The 17,022-nt window shown below is 68.7% G+C and carries 11 protein-coding genes; 6 read left to right on the top strand and 5 right to left on the bottom strand.

Annotation, left to right across the window (positions count from 1 at the left end):
- Positions 1 to 7: 7 nt before the first annotated feature.
- The 3 genes from ACZYZF_RS07085 to ACZYZF_RS07075 all read left to right on the top strand — a co-directional run bounded on the left by ACZYZF_RS07085 (position 8) and on the right by ACZYZF_RS07075 (position 1,976).
- Entirely contained in the window at positions 8 to 487 is a 480-nt protein-coding gene (locus tag ACZYZF_RS07085; RefSeq protein WP_463835025.1) for a hypothetical protein, read from the top strand.
- 19 nt (positions 488 to 506) lie between these two features.
- Positions 507 to 965 (top strand): hypothetical protein, encoded by a 459-nt coding sequence (locus tag ACZYZF_RS07080; protein WP_463835023.1) that lies wholly within the window; start codon positions 507 to 509, stop codon positions 963 to 965.
- A 75-nt stretch (positions 966 to 1,040) separates the two neighbouring features.
- Positions 1,041 to 1,976, top strand: a complete 936-nt coding sequence (locus tag ACZYZF_RS07075; RefSeq protein WP_463835021.1) for a type IV toxin-antitoxin system AbiEi family antitoxin domain-containing protein — start codon at positions 1,041 to 1,043, stop codon at positions 1,974 to 1,976.
- Between the two features lie 58 nt (positions 1,977 to 2,034).
- Here ACZYZF_RS07075 and ACZYZF_RS07070 read toward each other — a convergent pair whose 3' ends face one another.
- The 5 genes from ACZYZF_RS07070 to ACZYZF_RS07050 form a co-directional block, all read right to left on the bottom strand.
- A complete protein-coding gene (locus ACZYZF_RS07070; RefSeq protein WP_463835020.1) occupies positions 2,035 to 3,834 on the bottom strand; it encodes an Hsp70 family protein in 1,800 nt (599 codons plus the stop codon).
- A 54-nt stretch (positions 3,835 to 3,888) separates the two neighbouring features.
- Positions 3,889 to 5,379: a dynamin family protein gene (locus ACZYZF_RS07065; protein ID WP_463835018.1), complete on the bottom strand. Its 1,491-nt coding sequence runs from the start codon at positions 5,377 to 5,379 to the stop codon at positions 3,889 to 3,891.
- Positions 5,380 to 5,421: 42 nt separating this feature from the next.
- Positions 5,422 to 7,296: an isoniazid-induced dynamin-like GTPase IniA gene (gene iniA, locus ACZYZF_RS07060; protein ID WP_463835017.1), complete on the bottom strand. Its 1,875-nt coding sequence runs from the start codon at positions 7,294 to 7,296 to the stop codon at positions 5,422 to 5,424.
- Between the two features lie 95 nt (positions 7,297 to 7,391).
- Positions 7,392 to 8,519: an IniB N-terminal domain-containing protein gene (locus ACZYZF_RS07055; protein ID WP_463742894.1), complete on the bottom strand. Its 1,128-nt coding sequence runs from the start codon at positions 8,517 to 8,519 to the stop codon at positions 7,392 to 7,394.
- A gap of 282 nt (positions 8,520 to 8,801) precedes the next feature.
- Positions 8,802 to 9,350, bottom strand: a complete 549-nt coding sequence (locus tag ACZYZF_RS07050; RefSeq protein ID WP_463835016.1) for an Rv0340 family IniB-related protein — start codon at positions 9,348 to 9,350, stop codon at positions 8,802 to 8,804.
- A gap of 197 nt (positions 9,351 to 9,547) precedes the next feature.
- Here ACZYZF_RS07050 and ACZYZF_RS07045 point away from each other — a divergent pair, with 197 nt between their 5' ends.
- From ACZYZF_RS07045 to ACZYZF_RS07035, 3 genes are all read left to right on the top strand, one after another.
- A complete protein-coding gene (locus ACZYZF_RS07045) occupies positions 9,548 to 11,338 on the top strand; it encodes an Hsp70 family protein (protein ID WP_463835015.1) in 1,791 nt (596 codons plus the stop codon).
- A 10-nt stretch (positions 11,339 to 11,348) separates the two neighbouring features.
- Positions 11,349 to 13,838, top strand: a complete 2,490-nt coding sequence (gene iniR, locus ACZYZF_RS07040) for an isoniazid response ATPase/transcriptional regulator IniR (RefSeq protein ID WP_463835013.1) — start codon at positions 11,349 to 11,351, stop codon at positions 13,836 to 13,838.
- A 148-nt stretch (positions 13,839 to 13,986) separates the two neighbouring features.
- Positions 13,987 to 16,965 carry a (Fe-S)-binding protein gene (locus ACZYZF_RS07035; RefSeq protein ID WP_463835011.1) on the top strand — a complete coding sequence of 993 codons (2,979 nt, stop codon included), beginning with the start codon at positions 13,987 to 13,989 and terminating at the stop codon, positions 16,963 to 16,965.
- Positions 16,966 to 17,022: the final 57 nt, after the last annotated feature.

The raw sequence follows: 17,022 nt of genomic DNA, 5'->3' as shown, positions 1-17,022 counted from the left end.
GGTGCCCGTGACCGGTGACGACGATCAGGGGCAGCCTGCCGAGGCGCCCTGGCATCACTCGACGCCGGCTGTCGCAGGGGCCAGCGCGGCGGCCCTCGCCGTGATCGGCCTGGTGCTGTGGGCCGCGATCTCGCTGACGAGCTCCGGAGGGCCGGAGGACGCGCCGATCGATTTCGTGCCACCTACCTACACGTCGACGACGATGAAGACCTCCAAGTCCACCACGACCCGGACCACCACCAGCCGCCTTCCGGTGACCACCGAATTCGGTGTGCCTGGCGAGTCGGACACGACGACGACGTCGCCCTCGGAGACCTCCGAGACCTCGCCCACCACGTCGTCCGAGACCACCACCACGACGACAACAACGACCACGACGACGACGACGACCACCTCGTCAGGCGCCGGCTACGGCGAGTACCCCACGACGCACTATCGACCGCGCACCAACGTGACACGCACGCTGTATCCGCCGCCGGGCGGCTGAGCGCGCCTACCATCGGCGCGTGTCGAACTATTACGACGACGAGGAGCCGACGCAGTACGCGCCCAGCTACGGCGAGTACTCCGAGCCGCCCGCGCCGCCCACTCCCGAGGCCGTCCCCTGGTACCGCAAGCCCGCCGCACTGATCGGCATGGGCGCCACGGGCACAGTCATCGCAGCGCTGGTCATCTATGCCCTGGTGCAGCTGTTCTCGTCCGACTCCCCATCGACGACCACGACCACCACCACATCGACCACCACCACATCGGTCGCAACCACGGCGCCGGTGGTTCCGGCGCCGACGCACACCGTCACCGAGACGGTCGCGCCGACGACTACGGCCGAGGAAACCACCGCCACGACCACGACCACCGAGCCCACTACGACGACCGAGACCACGACCACCACCACTGCGCCGCCGACGACTACGACAACGGCCCCGCCGACGACGACAGGTCCGGCGCCCGCTGCCGGCGGGTAACACTCACTCCGCAGTTATCCACAGATCCTCGAAGTGCTCCTGGTCGCAGACGCGCCAGTCCACGAGTATCGAAACGTGGACGTCGACGATGTGCTCCGTCAACAGGACGGGGTGATTTCACGCCGGCAGGCTTTGGACGCGGGCCTGCGGGAGCACGAGATCCGGCGACTGCTCAGACGCAATGAGTGGGCGCGGGTCCACGTGGGCGTGTACGTCAACCACACCGGACCGCTGACGTGGTCGCAACGCGCTTGGGCCGCAGTTCTTTACGCTGCTCCGGCCGCGCTGTGCTTCGATTCTGCCCTTGGAGCCGACGCGTTGCCCATCCATGTCGCGGTCGCGCAACAGCGGGCGATATTGGCCGAACCGGCGGGGGTCCGCATTCACCACCTCGTGGACCTTCAGGAGCGGGTCCTTTGGAACGTCAGCCCACCGCGGATGCGTTACGACGAAGCCGCGCTCGACGTCGCGTGCCGCGCCGCGTCCGAACTCGATGCCATCGCGGTCCTCGCCAACGCCTGCCAATCGCGTCGAACCACCGCGCATCGGCTCCTGCAAGTGCTTGATTCTCGGGCACGGGTCCGCCGTCGCCGATGGTTACGCGCGGTGTTGGTCGATATCGCCGACGGCACATGTTCAGTTCTCGAGCATGGCTATCTCGTTCGCGTCGAGCGCCCGCATGGTCTGCCCAGGGCAACCCGGCAGAAGCGGGCCGCGTCATCCGTCGGGGTCTGCTATCGCGATGCCGAGTACGGAGAACAGCTCATCGTCGAGCTCGACGGCCGGATGTACCACGACTCGGCGACCAGGCGGGATGCGGACTTCGAGCGGGATCTCGACGCCGCCGTCGACGGCCGTTCGACGGTCAGGCTCTCCTACGGGCAGATCTTTGACCGGCCATGCCAGACCGCCGGCAAGATCGCTCAGGTGCTGCAGCGGCACGGGATCGCGGTGGCCGGCCACCCGTGTGGCCCGGGGTGTGGGTTCATTCGACTCGACCGGGCCGCATAGTCATCAAGATCGAGGATTCCAGTCACTATCAAGCAGTAAACCTCGGTTCAAGCGCGATTCAGGGTGCCGGCGCCTCGGAAGTGGGCGTGGGCTCAGGAGCATGCGTGGGCTCCGGCGTGGCAGTCGGCGACGGGCTTGGCTCCACAGTGGGCGAAGGCGTCGGCGACGGGCTCGGACTAGGCGAGGGCGAGGGCGAAGGCGATGGCTCAGATACCGGCGGCTTGAACGTCGGGATCGGCAACTGTGGCACCGGCAATTGCGGGATGGTCACAGGTGGAAACACCAACGGCGGCACCGGAATCGGTGGGAGCGCTGCAGGAGGCGCAGGCAGAGGCGCAGGAGCGGCCGGCCGCGGGAGGGGCGCCTGCGGCGCGGGAGCCACCCGTTGCGGGGCCGGACCCATCGGTGCGCTCTGCCGGCTCTGCACGAGCCGCGGCGCAGCCGCCGGCCGTGGCGAAGCGGCCTGCGCGGGTCCCGCCGACGCCGCGGGCCCTGGCCACGATGGATCGCGCACCACGACGGTCCGCGTGGGCGGTGCCGGTGCGGTTTGGGCCAACGGGGACTCGGCGGGAACAGTTTGGGGCGCCAACAACCCGGAGACCGCGGCGTCGAGCCGATCGGCCCGCGCCGACAGCACCATGCCGACCGTGCCGACGACGGCCAGGAACACCCCCGCGTAGGCCACCACTCCCCCGCGCCGGTACCAGGCAACGCGCGCCGGAGCGGGCGGTAACGGCGGCTCGGAGAACGCGAATTCCGGCCGGGCCGAATCCTCGGTCACCGATGCAGGAATGAACTCGGCGACTTCGGCGGCATCGTCAGACACCGACCAGGCCAGAGCGGACGCGGCGAGGGTGCCGGTGCCCGTGAGAGGAACCAATGCAGGAGCAACCGCCACCTGCGTGGAGGTCTCGTCGGCACCCCGACGCCCCAGCAGCGCGGCCCCGACGGCGGCGATCACCTGAGCTTGCGGCACGGTGGTGACGGGAAGGCGGAATGCCGATGAAAGCCGTTGGGTGACAAGTGGTATCCGTGCACCGCCGCCGACAGTGACCAACGCCGCCAGCTGCGCTGGATGAATACCGTTGCGGCGCAGCAGGTCCAGCAGGGCCTCGATCAATCCACCGAGCGGCTGGTCGACCACCGCGTCCAGTTCGGCGCGGGTGAGCCTGATCGCACCGCGGGGCCCGACGAGACTCGTTGCCCCCTCGTCGCTCAGCCGCTCCTTGGCGGCCCGACATTCGTCGCGCAGCCGGCCCAGTGCGGCCACCGCCGCGGTACCGGCGGGCTCGGCCTCCAGATTGCTCAGGACGCCGCGCAGCAATTCCTGATCGATCAGGTCACCGGAGAACTCGTCGTAGCGGATGCTCTGGCCGATGGTCCCGAACCCGGCGGCAGCGTCGGCCAAGGTCAGGCTGGTGCCGGAACCGCCGAAGTCGCAGAGGGCGACGACGCCTCGGGCGGGCAGGCCGGGATACGACTGGATGGCCGTCAACGCCGCGACCGAATCGGGAACCACCCGGACGCCGGGCAACGCGCCACGCACAGCCTCCAGAGCTCCGGCATTCCAGTGCGCGGGCACCGCGACCACCGTCGTGTCCGGACGATGCGCCGGGCTGACCTCACGGGTCAATGCCTCGACTGCGCCCGCCAAGAGTTGATCTGCACGATGCGTCGACCCGTCGGCGGCGACCAGCGGCACCGGGTCACCCACCCGTCCCACGAAATCGGTGAACACCAACCCGCCGCCGGCCGAAGGGGTGCCGACCACCGGCCCGCGATGCCCGGAGACGGTGAGCATCGCCCGCCGCACCAACGGCGTCTGGTCGGCGATCGCCACCAGATTGGTCGCCCCCACAGACAACCCCAGGCAATCACGCATACCTGTATGTCGACGGAGAGCCCGAATTCGTTAGTGGCGCGACGAGTACTCGGCGACCAATGCCTCGGCACTGCGCACTGCGGCCCGGCAGGCCCGCGTAGTAAATGGATCGTTGAGCGGGTGATCGGCCCGCCGCCGCCAGCGTTGCGCGGCTGCGAATGCGGCGCGAGGACCGTCGAACGGCGCGTCGGGTTGGAGTCCGAGCCGGCTGGCCGCGTCGGTGCCCGAGCCGCCGATGATGCGGCGCAGCGAGGCCATCTCGTCCTCGTTGAGCGTGGTGGGCCGGGAACGGAGCAGGCTGAGCAGCCGCAGCTCCTCGAACGCATGCGTGTCCGCCAGCAGTGGGTCGATGTCGGCGAGGATGTAGGGCGTCGCGTAGATCGGGTTTTGCTGCACGAACTGGCGTAGCGACAGCAGCGCCGTGTGCGCCTTGAGCAGCTCCGAGCGTTGGGCGAACTGCTGGTCGATGACATCGCGCAGGGCGACCAGACCACTGCGTTCCAGCAGCTCGTCGGCCAGGGCGACGGAGTCGGACACCCCCGCATGCATCACCGCGATCGAGATCCGGATACCGAACATGCCGAACCGGTCCAGCAGGGCCGCGCGGGTGGCCGCGTCCACCGGCAGTGAGCTGTCCTCGCGGACGAAGCGGTCCACCGAGAGCATGGCCTTCGTCAGTTGGGCGGGCTCGATGCCGGCGAGCTTCTGCAGCGCCACGAACTCGCTCTGCCGCAGGGTGCGGGCGGTCAGGGCGAGGAGTCCCGACACCGGGACGACGGCCTGACAGATCCCGGTCTTGTCCATCTCCTCGGTGAACCGCTTGGCGACATCCTTGGCCGACATCATGGCGTCGATGCGCCCGGCACCGATCTCGTCGGCCCGCGAGGCCACCCCGATGACGCCGAGTGCGCCTGAGGACCCGCCGACGAGCTCACCGATCTGCTTGAGCAGGGCGATGTCGGCGGCGTTGAGGGTGCGCAGCAGGAACACCACCGCGTCGACGCGCGGAACCCCGTCCTCGGGGACCAACAGCCGGTGGGTTCGCTGGGAGACGTCGCGCGACAACGATGAGGTGCCCGGGGTGTCGATGATCGTGGTGTCGATGAGCTCGGCAGCCGGCCACTCGACGTCGAGGTCGACGACGTCCTCGGGATTCAGCCCGGCGAAGCTGAAGGTGAGGCCCCGGTCATGCGGATCGCGCGCGATCGGCACATTGGCCCGCCGCCCGCCACGGTGGTTGGCGGTCACCTTCGGTGTGGGGCCGTGCCGGAACCACGTGACGATGCGGGTCGCCTCGGTGGCGTCGGTGGGCGCGATGTCCTCCCCGACCAGTGCGTTGACGAGCGTCGACTTGCCCGCCTTGAGCGTGCCGGCGAGCGCGATGCGGATCGGCTGGTTGAGCCGGCGCCCGATGCGGTCCAGCTCGTTGTGCACGTCGGGCCGATTTCGGTACGCCGGATCGCCCCGGTACGCCTTGATGGTGCCGCCCAGAATCGAGCGCACCTGATCGGCCGTGCTCACGCTGCGGAATCCAACCCTTCCAACCCGAAAACCACATCGAAACTAACTGTTGGAGCCTAGTGGGGCCTCTCTGGCCAAATTCTGTGCGTGCTGGACCACCTGGGTCAGGATGTTCTTCTGGCGCTCCAACTCCGTGACCCGGGCGTTGCGCTCGTTCTCCTCAACCTTGGCCGCCATCAGGGTGGCCTGCAGCGACTCGTTGAGCGAGCGGGTGGTCTGGTTGGCGATGCCGCGGTAGTGGTCGCGCAGTTGCCGTTGAATGCCCTTGAGCCGGTCCCGCGATTCCTTGCCGACGACGAAGGCGACGTCGTCGATGAACTTGCGCATGTTGGCCTTGGCCTCACCTCGGACCCGGAGCATGCGGTTCTCCATGTCCTCCTTGTACGCCTTGCGGCCCAGCACCAGACCGGCGCCCAGCGACAGCGGGTTGAACATGCCCAGCCCGGCGAACGAGGTGAGCATGCCGAACATCAGCACGCCGCCGTAGGAGCCGCGCATGCCGGTGATGACCTTGTGCCCGGCCTTGATCGGTTTTGCCTCCAGCCGGGCCAGCGATTTCATCTCGCCGAATCCGGCGCCCATGTCACGGGCGTCGATCTGTGGCAGCTGCACGGCCTCCAGACCGGCTTCGGTGAAGGTGCGGGCCACCTCCGCGGCCAGCGCCTCGGCACGCTGATAGGCCCAGACGAAGTTGTCGCCGACGGCGGTGGCGACCGCCTCCTCCAGCTCCGAGCCGATCTCGGCCCAGTGCAGGGTGGGGTCGCCGGTGTCGATCTCCTTCTCGGCGTGCTGGGTGATGTTGCGGAACCGGTGGCGCAGATCGTGGTCGACATCGGCAGTCAAGTCCGAGATGCCGTCGTTGAGCACCTGCTGCCACAACGCGGTCTGCTGCAGAGCATCCTGGGCTTCCTGCTTGCGCCGTTCCAGCTCGGCCGTCAGCCGCTCACGTTCGCCCGGATCGGTGAACGCGGCCAGCTCGGAATTCACCGCCAGCAGTAGATGCTCTGCAGCTGAATGAATTTCATCCACCACCTGATCGCGGATGCGGTCGCTCTCGCGCGTCAGCACCCGGTCGGACAGGAATTTCACGATGGCCGGGAAGTTCGATTCCTCGTTGAGTTCCTTGTCGTTGAGCTGGATCGCATGGCTGCGCAGCACACTGGAGACGGGAGTAACGGGGGTCGAAATACCAGCCCGTTGCAGGTGGGCGGTATTGGCACCGACGATCTCGCGCCAGTGCGGGTACAGGTCGGTCTTGGTCGCGACAATCGTTGCCACCGGGCAGATTTCGAGCGCCTGGCGGATGAAGGTCATTTCCGGTTCGGTGAATTCCTGGCTGGTGTCGCTGACCATCAGCAGCGCATCGGCGTCGGGCAGCAGGCCCAGGGTCGCCGAAAGGTGCGGCTGCCCAAGGCCTCCGACGCCCGGGGTGTCGACGAATGCCAACCCGCCTTTGAGCAAGGGGCTCGGGGCGGTCACCTCGACCCGTAAGACCTCACGGCCGCCGGCCTGCGGGGCGCGACGGAGGTCGTTGGTCACCTCGGAGGGCAGGATGTCGATCAGTTCGGGTTCGGCCCCGTCGGGCCGGGCCACCACCAGGCGCGCCGACGGCTGCTCACCGTAGGCGACGACGGTGGCCAGCACAGTGGACTCGTCGTCGCCGACGCGGGCCACCGGAATGTTGAGCAGCGAGTTCAGCAATTGGCTCTTGCCCTGCTTGAGCTGGCCCGCGATGACCACGCGGATCTGCGGGTCGCTGATGCGCATCTTCGCCAACCGCAGCCGCTCCACCAGGTCGCCGCGGTCATAGGTGGCAGCGATCGTGCTGGTGTGGTCGATGAGTTCGACGATCACCTTGACCGGTCGGACCGGCGTGCCCGCCGCCACCCCTGGCCTGGGGTCGTTGGGTTGCGTCATGGAAGTCCCTCCTGCATGCCGGGCTCAACGGTAGGCGTGCGAACGGGACGGGGGCCACCCGCGTAACGGATGGCCCCCGCCCCTGTGGGATCGGATCAGAAAGCGTCGAACCCGGTCTCGATCGGGTTGTGCGACGCGACATCGGTGTGGGACTGCGAGTCGTAGCTGTTGCCCGAGCCCAGCGCCGAGCTGGTGTCGTTGTGCGACCCGAAGGACGTGTCGTTGTGTGCCGCCGTGTCGTTGTTCGACGCGAACGCGGTGTCGTTGCCCGACCCGATGTTCGAGGTGTAGCTCGACGAGTTGTCTTCGACGCTGTGCGTCGATTCGGTCTGCACCGAGGTGTGCGTCGAGTTGTCCTGGGTGTTGCGGCTGCCGTAATCACCGTCGACCGTGGTCTGGTTGCCGCCGACCGCGTGGGTCGAGGCATCGGTCAGGATGATCGAGCCGGCGTTGCCGCCGTCGCCACCGGACGCACCGCCGCTGCCGATACCGATCAGGCTGTCGCCGCCGGACGCGCCGCCGCCGTGGCCGCCGCTCATGTCGACGTCCTTGATCACCGGACCGTCGTTACCGGACACCACGTCGCCGCCGGCGTGCTGCGAGCTGTCCTCGATGGCGTTGTCCTTGCCGACCGCGACGTGTGAGCCGGAGCCGGCCAAGATATCGCCGTTGTTCATGGTGTTGCCGTCGCCGAGTACGGCACCGTCACCGCTGACGATGTCGCCCTTGTTCTCGCCGTCGACCACCACGCCGCCGTTGGTGGCGGTGTTGGTGCTCTTGTCGCCGAGAGTGATGTCACCGAAGCCCAGGTTGAATGCACCCTGCTGGGCGTTGGCGCCGGCGTCCTGATTCGGGCTCATGATCGGCGTGTGGTTGTTGCTGGCGAAATCGGTGTCGTTGTGGCTCGCGAAGTCGGTGTTGTTGCGGCTGGCCACCTCCGGCGCGAACTGCGTCTGCGGGGAGAACGGCGAGGCGACCTGGTTCGCGAACTGGGCCGGCAGGCTGTGGTGGTCGGCGACCGCGCGCTGCAGGCCGAGCACCGGGTTTCCGCCACCGAGCAGGACGCCGGCCGGGGCGGCAGTGGCCGCCACGGCATGCAGCTGGGCTGCGGTCACGTTCGGGAGGCCGGCGTCGCGCAGGCTGCCGTCCGGATCGGCGATGAACGAAGCTGCCGAGGCGGGGCTACGGAACAGGTCCAGGATGAAGTCGATCAGAGAGGTCATTTCTCCAACCTTTCGAATGTTTCTGGGAGTCTCTGGTGAGTTCCCCCGCCGGGCTCTCCGGCGATCTGGAGACAACGTTATGGGTGCGCCGCGGCACCGGAAACGGGGTCGATTCCCCTCCCCGCAACACCCCCACCCGGGGTACAGGGGGCTGCCCCACTAGGGGCATAGGGGATATGTAGGGGCATGGGTGGGCATCCCCAACTCTATTGACGTTTGCGCAGCTAAACGCAATAAGCGCGCGACCACATGGGTCGCGCGCTTATCGGAGAGCTGGGTGCTTCAGTCGAAGATATCGAATCCGCCGGCCCCGTCGATGTGGTGCTGGTCATCGACGATCGGCTGCCCCCAATCGGGCGCCAGGGCCGGGTCGGTGACAGGCGCATCGTCGATCACGGGCTCGTTGAGCTGCAGTGATATGTCGTCGAGCGGCTGGTCGAGAAGCCCGGAGTCGCCGATGGCCGGTCCGGAGGCCACCACATGGTCCAGGGAGTCCGACTGGTCGATCACCTGGCTCGCCGTCGCATCCCAGGCATGGTTGGGCGCATCGACCGGCACGTGATCGCCGAAGGCGTCGAATGCCGCAGTGGCCGCGCCACTGGCCCAGACGTTGCCGCCCGGATCGGTGGCACCGAGGTCGCCGAACGAGCCGCCGGTGCCGGCCGTCGAGAGCGACTCCGACACGACCGGAATCAGATTGTTCACGTCCGCGCTGGTCACATCGGTCAAATGCGCATCGGCGATGGCCTGCGCCGGGTCGGCGGCATAGTGGGCAGCAGCGTCGGGGTCGCGTACGAGCGACATCACAAAGTCCAGCAATGTGTTCGCCATGCTCCACCTCCTCAACAGTTCGCTTCGAATGCTAGCCAGCTGTGAGGGCGCTGGGATCGGTGCCGAACCCACCCCTACCCACCCGCCATTAGGGGGGCGGGCATTAGGGGATTGACGCCACTAGGGGAACAATGCCGGGCCCTTGACGCCTCAGCAGTTAGGGTGAGGGTCGGCCGAGACAACAGGAGTGACGCCTGATGACTGACTCACTGGGGTTGTCGATCGGGATGACCAACCTGGTGGCAGCCCACGAAGGCCGCCAACCGGTGATCCGCCGATCGATCTTCACGTTGCACAACGACCGCGCACCGGACGTGGGCGAGTACACGGGCAGCGGACTGCCGCTGGCCGGCTTCGTGGAACGTGTCGGCGACCCCGTACCTCTCGTCGCTGCCGATGGATCCCAGCACCGCGGGGAACTGGTGCTGGCCGAGGCGCTGGACGTGATGGCCCGCACTGCCGGCGGCGGTGCGCCCGTGGTGATCGCGGTACCGGCGCACTGGGGCCCGAGCACCGTCGGCGCGTTGCGCGGCGCACTACGCAACAAGGCCGCGCTGTCGCCCGACGGCGTTCCGCCGGGCCTGGTGCCCGACTCGTTGACCGCGCTGGCGGCGCTGCAGGCCGATCCCGGGTTACCCGCCGACGGCGTCGTGGTGTTGTGCGATTTCGGTGGCAGCGGGACGAGCGTGACACTGGCCGACGCCGGTGCCGATTTCGCCACCATCGGACCGACTGTTCGCTATCCCGATTTCTCCGGCGACCAGATCGACCAGGCGTTGCTCAACCATGTGCTCAGCGGAGTGGCGACGGCCAACGATGCCGATCCGGCGGGTACCGCGGCGGTCGGTTCGCTGGCGAGACTGCGGGCCGAATGCCGGCAGGCCAAGGAGCGGTTGTCCGCCGACACCGCGACGGCGATTCCCACCGAACTGCCCGGGTTCAACTCCGATGTCAGGGTGACCCGCCCCGAACTAGAGCAACTCATGTCCGCGGCCCTGGCCGGTCTGTTGGATGCCGTTGAAGACACGTTGCAGCGCAACAACATTGCGCTGTCGAGTGTGAACGCGGTCGCCACCGTCGGCGGCGGAGCGGCGATCCCCCTGGTCACCCAGCGACTGTCCGAGCGGTTGCGAGCCCCGGTGGTGACCACCCAGCGACCCCAGCTCGATGCGGCGCTGGGCGCCGCTCTCGTCGCCGAACGAGTCATCGACGCCGCTGCGGCGACCGGCATGGCCCCAGAGGTGGCGGCCGCCGACGCTCCGACCGGGATGGCCCCGACCAGCCTCGGTCCGGCGGCCTGGGCGGCGGGAGCCACTGCGGCGCACCCGTCGGCCAACGGCGCCGACGGGGCGAACGTCGGTGCCCTGGCCTGGTCGCAGGATGATGCGCCCGGAAACGAACCGGTGCCCTATGCCGGCGGCGAATACGAAACAGCGCCGGGCACGACCGCGGCGCGGCCACCCGTCGAGTTCAGCCACGAAGAGGAGATGTTCGACGCCGGACCGGCGCCGCTGCCCTGGTACAAGCGCCCGGGGATCCTGTTCGGGGCGGCAGCCGCGGCCGTGCTGCTGGCCGCAGGCGGCCTCGCGGTGACGTTGACCAGCTCCGAGGGGGATTCCACCCCGGTCACCGAGACCAGCACCACCTATTCGATGGGGCCGTCCCCCGAGGGGCCGCCGCCCGAGCCGGTCACCACCGTGACCGAAGGGCCCGACGGAGTCAGAACCACCACGGTCATCGCGCCGCCACCCCCGCCGCCGGAGACGACGACGTCCGCGCCGGAGACCACCACCACGACGAGCCCGACCACGACCACCACAACAACGACGACCACCACGACAACGACGCCGCCGACCACGACAACGACCACCACGACGCAACCGCCGACGACCACAACGCAGCCCCCGACGACAACGAAGCCTCCGACCACCACCCAGCCGCCGGTGACCACCACTGCGGCGGCGGAGGCCCCAGGCGGCGGAGCCTAGGGCGACGCTGATGACCGCCCCGGCACCGGAACCCGTTCCGGAGCTCCCGTCGGCTGCCCGATCGGCGGTCGGTGCGGTACTGGCCAATCCCGCCGCGCCGGTCAAGCTGCTGCTGTCCGGCGGCATCGGAACCGGGAAGAGCACGGTGCTCGCCGAGATCCGCAGCGCATTGCGCGAGGCCGGCCGCACTGTGCTGACCCGTGCACCTCGTCCGGGCGATGCAGCCGAGGCGGCGTTCGTCATCGACGACGCAGACCAGCTGGGCGACACCGAGATCGACTGTCTTGCAGAGAAAGTCGCGGACCCTTCGGCGACTGTGGTGGTGGCCTGTGAACCGCTGACCCACCGCCCGCCGCTGCAGGCGTTGGCCACCGCGCTCGAGCGGGAAAACCCGGTGCTGCGGCTCGGGCCCATGACCGCAGACGAGGTGGGCCGGGTGCTGACCACGGCGCTGGGGTCGCCGGCCACGGTGGAAACCGTGCGATCGGTGCTCACTGCAACCGCGGGCCTGCCGTTTCTGTTGCGCGCAGCGGCGGACGCGGTCGAGGCGCCGGCCGAAGCGGCTCGGTTCGCTCTGCTGCAACGGTTGCGCCGGGTCGACGACGCCACTCGCGATGCGCTGCTGATCCTTTCGCTGAGCCACGATCTCGGCCCCGACGACGTGGCGGCGGCGCTGCGCCTGAGCGGCGCTGACGCGTCGGCACTGGTGGATCGGGCCCGCGCCGGCGGGTTGGTGGAACCGTCCCACGACCGGCGGTTCGTGCGGCTGGTGCATGAATCGCTCGCCCAGATCGCCGGTGCCGCCCGCCATCATGAGATCGAAACCTCCCTGCTCACTTCGCAAATCGAGCTGTCGACCTTGTCTGCCGACCTCGCGGTGCGCCTGGCCGAACACGGACTGCGTGATGACCGGCTGGCCGAGGCACTGGCCGAGCACGCCGCCCACAATCGCACCCGGCCGGCGCGGGCGGCCCGGCTCTACCGCGCCGCGGTCACGGCCGGGGCCGCCGCGGTGAGCACCCGGCTGGCCGACGCACTGGCGCTGGCCGGGGACTGCACCACCGCGGCGCGCATGGCCGATGAGCTGCTCGGCTCCGAGGACCCGTCCGAACGGGCCACCGCGGTCCGGGTGGCGGCCAGCGTCGCCATGCACGACGGCGGCGCAGCACAGGCCGCGGACCTCTTCCGCTGGCTCGGCCCGTACCCGGACACCTTGATCAGCTCAGCCGCCGCGACGTCCTTTCTCGCCGCCGGTGACGTCGATGCGGCGCGGGCGTCCTCGAGCACCGAGGTGGCCGGACCACCCACCTCGACGGCGAGGGCGGCACGCAGCCTGGCCGAAGGCCTGGTGCTGTCGCTGGATCAGCCGTTCGCGGTGACGGTGGCCCGGCTGGGGCAGGCTGTCACATCCGAATATCAGGCCGGCGGCGTCGCCCCCGACACCCCGGCGGCGCTGGTGACCCTGGCGGCGCTGCACGGCGGCGACTCGGTGCGGGCACGCAGTGTGATCAGCCGTGCGGTGCGGGCAGGCAGCGCCGGCGAGGAGGCGTTCAGCGCGGCCCGCCACCGCCTGCTGTTGGGGTGGGTGAAGATGCAGGACGGCCAGCTCGGCGCGGCCGGCGCGGACGCCGCCGAAGCTGGTGACGATCTGCACCGGAGAGACGCGTTGTGGGCCGCGGCGCTGCGTACCGCGATCGCCCGGCGCAGTGGGGACAGCGGCGCCGTCCAGAAGCACTGGTATGCCGCGGTGGAGGTGCTCGCCGAGTATTCGATCGACCTGTTCTCGCTGCTGCCGCTGGGTGAGTTGTGGGTGGCCGGCGCCAGGATGCGTCAGGTCGACCGACTGGAACACACGCTGTCGGAGGCGTGGGGCCTGCTTGAGGCGCTGGGCAATCCGGTGTTGTGGTCGGTGCCGCTGCACTGGGCCGGTGTGCACGCCGGAATCCTCGCCAACTCGCCCGGAGCCGTCGCCCCGCACGGGCAGGCGCTGACCGCAGCGGCCGCTCAGAGCGCCTTCGCCCGGGCGTTGGCCAATGCCGGGCGCACCTGGCTGCGGGTGCTGGCCAATCACGTCGACACCGACGAGGTCACCACTGCGGCCCGGGCCCTGTCTCAGTTCGGTCTGACGTGGGACGGCACCCGGCTGGCCAGCCAGGCCGCGTTGCAGACGCCGGATGCCCGGGTGTCCCAGGCGATGTTGCAACTGGCCCGCGACCTCAAGCAGGCCAGCGCGGTCGAGGACGTCGAAGTTGCTCCGGTAACCCCTCTAGGTGCCGCCCCTCAGGCGCCGGCTCCGTCGTCCACCAAATTGTCCGACCGCGAGCGCGAGGTGGCCGAACTGCTGCTGCTCGGAATGCCCTACCGCGATATCGGGAGTCAGTTGTTCATCTCGGCGAAGACAGTCGAGCATCACGTCGCCCGGATCCGGCGCCGTCTCGGTGCCGAGTCACGCACCGAAATGCTGTCGATGTTGCGGGCGATGCTGGCGCCCCAGGGCTGAGAGCTATACCACAGTGATCTCAAAGTTAGGCAAGCCTCGGTAGCGGTGAGAAACACCGAAATGTCACTATGAGCAGAAGGAAGCTAAGTTACCGACGGGTAACTATGCCCAAGTTACCCGTGGGTAACATCCGAATGGAGGCGTTTCTGTGGAGAGTCTCGAACACACCCTGGTTGTGTCGCGGCTGATTCTCGGTGTGCTCGCCACGCTCGTCGTGCTGGCGTTCGCCGGCAAGCGCGTGCTGTGGCTGACCAAGCTGATCAGCTCGGGGCAGAAGGTCGGTGACGAGCGTGGCCGCAAGGACCATCTCGTCCAGCGTTTCCTGAACCAGAACAAGGAAGTCTTCGCCCAGTCGAAGCTCCTGAAATGGTCGATCCCCGGCCTCGCGCACTTCTTCACCATGTGGGGCTTCTTCGTCCTCGCCACGGTGTACCTCGAGGCCTACGGGGTGCTGTTCAACCCTGAGTTCCACATCCCGCTGGTCGGCCGCTGGGCGGTGCTGGGCTTCCTGCAGGACTTCTTCGCCGTCGCCGTGCTGGCCGGCATCATCGTCTTCGCGATCATCCGCATCCGGAAGAACCCCGAGCAGCTGGGCCGCGAGTCCCGCTTCTACGGCTCGCACAACGGCGGCGCCTGGACGATCCTGATCATGATCTTCCTGGTCATCGCCACCTACGCGGTCTTCCGCGGCGCGGCCGTCAACGTGCTGGGCGAGAACTTCCCCTACCAGACGGGCGCTTTCTTCTCCGACGGCATGGCCGCCCTGCTGGCTCCGCTGGGCCACACCGCCAACGTCTGGCTGGAGACCATCGCATTGATGGCCCACCTGGGCGTCATGCTGGCCTTCCTGCTGATCGTGCTGCACTCCAAGCACCTGCACATCGGCCTTGCCCCGATCAACGTCACCTTCAAGCGTCTGCCCGACGGCCTCGGCCCGCTGCTGCCGATGGAATACAAGGGCGAGCAGATCGACTTCGAGGATCCCGCCGAGGATGCGGTGTTCGGCAAGGGCCGCATCGAGGACTTCAGCTGGAAAGCCAACCTCGACATGGCCACCTGTACCGAGTGCGGTCGCTGCCAGTCGCAGTGTCCGGCCTGGAACACAGGTAAGCCGCTGTCACCCAAGCTCGTGATCATGAACCTGCGCGACCACCTGTTCGCCAAGGCTCCCTACATCATCGAGGGCAAGCCGATGCCCGAAGAGGGCTCGGTCGATTTCGCCAAGCTGGGCGACAGTCTGCACGGGCACGGTGTGCCCGAAGACGGCTTCGCACGCATCGAAGGTTCCGGCCCCGAGCAGGCGCTGCGCCCGCTCGTCGGTACCGCCGAGCAGGGCGGCGTCATCGACCCGGATGTGCTGTGGTCCTGCACCAACTGTGGTGCGTGCGTCGAGCAGTGCCCGGTGGACATCGAGCACATCGACCACATCGTCGACATGCGTCGCTACCAGGTCATGGTCGAGTCGGAGTTCCCCGGCGAGCTCGGTGTGCTGTTCAAGAACCTGGAGACCAAGGGCAACCCCTGGGGCCAGAACGCCAAGGACCGCACCAACTGGATCGACGAGGTCGACTTCGACGTCCCGGTCTACGGACAGGATGTCGAAAGCTTCGACGGCTTCGAGTACCTGTTCTGGGTCGGCTGCGCCGGCGCCTACGAGGACCGGGCCAAGAAGACCACCAAGGCCGTCGCCGAGCTGCTGGCCGCCTCGGGCGTCAAGTTCCTGGTGCTGGGTACCGGTGAGACCTGTACCGGTGACTCGGCCCGCCGCTCCGGCAACGAGTTCCTGTTCCAGCAGCTGGCCGGGCAGAACGTCGAGACCATCAACGAGCTGTTCGAGGGCGTCGAGACCGTCGACCGCAAGATCATCGTGACCTGCCCGCACTGCTTCAACACGATCGGTCGCGAGTACCCGCAACTGGGTGCCAACTACACCGTCGTGCACCACACCCAGCTGCTCAACCGGCTGGTGCGGGACAAGAAGCTGGTGCCGGTCAAGTCCACCGGTGGGCCCGAGGTCACCTACCACGACCCGTGCTTCCTGGGTCGTCACAACAAGGTCTACGAGGCTCCGCGTGAGCTGGTAGAGGCCTCCGGCGTGACGCTGAAGGAAATGCCCCGCCACGCCGACCGCGGCCTGTGCTGTGGTGCCGGTGGCGCGCGGATGTGGATGGAAGAGCACATCGGAAAGCGCGTGAACGTGGAGCGCACCGAAGAGGCGATGGACACCGCCTCGACCATCGCGACCGGCTGCCCGTTCTGCCGCGTGATGATCACCGACGGTGTCGACGACGTGGCCGCTGCGCGCAACGTCGAAAAGGCCGAAGTGCTCGACGTGGCTCAGCTGCTGCTGAACTCGCTGGACACGAGCACCGTCACGCTGCCCGAAAAGGGCACGGCGGCAAAGGAATCCGAGAAGCGGGCCGAGGCTCGTGCCGCTGCCGAGGCCAAGGCCGAGGCCGCAGCACCGGTTGTCACCGAGGAAGCGCCCGCTGCCGAGGCTCCCACCGCGGAGGCACCTGCTGCACCCGCCGCGCCGGCGGCGCCGGTCAAGGGCCTGGGCATGGCCGGAGGCGCCAAGCGTCCCGGCGCCAAGAAGGCTGCAGCCCCGGCTGCGTCGGCAGCTCCCGCGGAGGCGCCCGCCGCCCCGGCGGCGCCGGTGAAGGGTCTGGGTATCGCCGGAGGCGCGAAGCGTCCGGGTGCCAAGAAGACTGCAGCTCCGGCAGCTCCGGCCGCCGAGGCTCCCGCTTCGGAAGCTCCGGCCGCTCCCGCGGCGCCGGTGAAGGGTCTGGGCATGGCGGCCGGCGCGAAGCGTCCGGGTGCCAAGAAGGCTGCGGCCCCGGCCGCAGCGGCTCCCGCGGCAGAGGCACCGGCTGCCGCTCCTGCGGCCGCCGAACCGGCCAAGCCGGAACCGCCGGTCGTGGGTCTGGGCATCGCCTCAGGTGCGCGCCGCCCGGGTGCCAAGAAGGCCGCTCCGGCGGCTCCCGCCCAGGCTGCACCTGCCGCCGCCGAACCGGCACCGGAACCGGCAGCCGAGAAGGCCGAAACGCCTTCCGAGCCCGCCAAGCCGGAACCCCCGGTGGTCGGGCTCGGCATGAAGGCGGGCGTCAAACGCCCCGGTAAGCGCTGAGCACGTCCCTGACGTACCGAACGGCCATCTCCGCAAGGAGGTGGCCGTTCGGCGTAT

This window comes from Mycobacterium sp. IDUB_24, from assembly GCF_055419385.1.
The sequence above is the reverse complement of the archived record's forward strand: the minus strand, read 5'-3'. Positions and strand labels throughout refer to the sequence as shown.

What these genes read in the sequence shown, in the direction of transcription:
- ACZYZF_RS07050 (WP_463835016.1), bottom strand. Translation starts at nt 9,350, where the DNA reads ATGGCGAACACATTGCTGGACTTTGTGATGTCGCTCGTACGCGACCCC.
- ACZYZF_RS07055 (WP_463742894.1), bottom strand. Translation starts at nt 8,519, where the DNA reads ATGACCTCTCTGATCGACTTCATCCTGGACCTGTTCCGTAGCCCCGCC.
- iniA (WP_463835017.1), bottom strand. Translation starts at nt 7,296, where the DNA reads ATGACGCAACCCAACGACCCCAGGCCAGGGGTGGCGGCGGGCACGCCG.
- iniR (WP_463835013.1), top strand. Translation starts at nt 11,349, where the DNA reads ATGACCGCCCCGGCACCGGAACCCGTTCCGGAGCTCCCGTCGGCTGCC.
- ACZYZF_RS07045 (WP_463835015.1), top strand. Translation starts at nt 9,548, where the DNA reads ATGACTGACTCACTGGGGTTGTCGATCGGGATGACCAACCTGGTGGCA.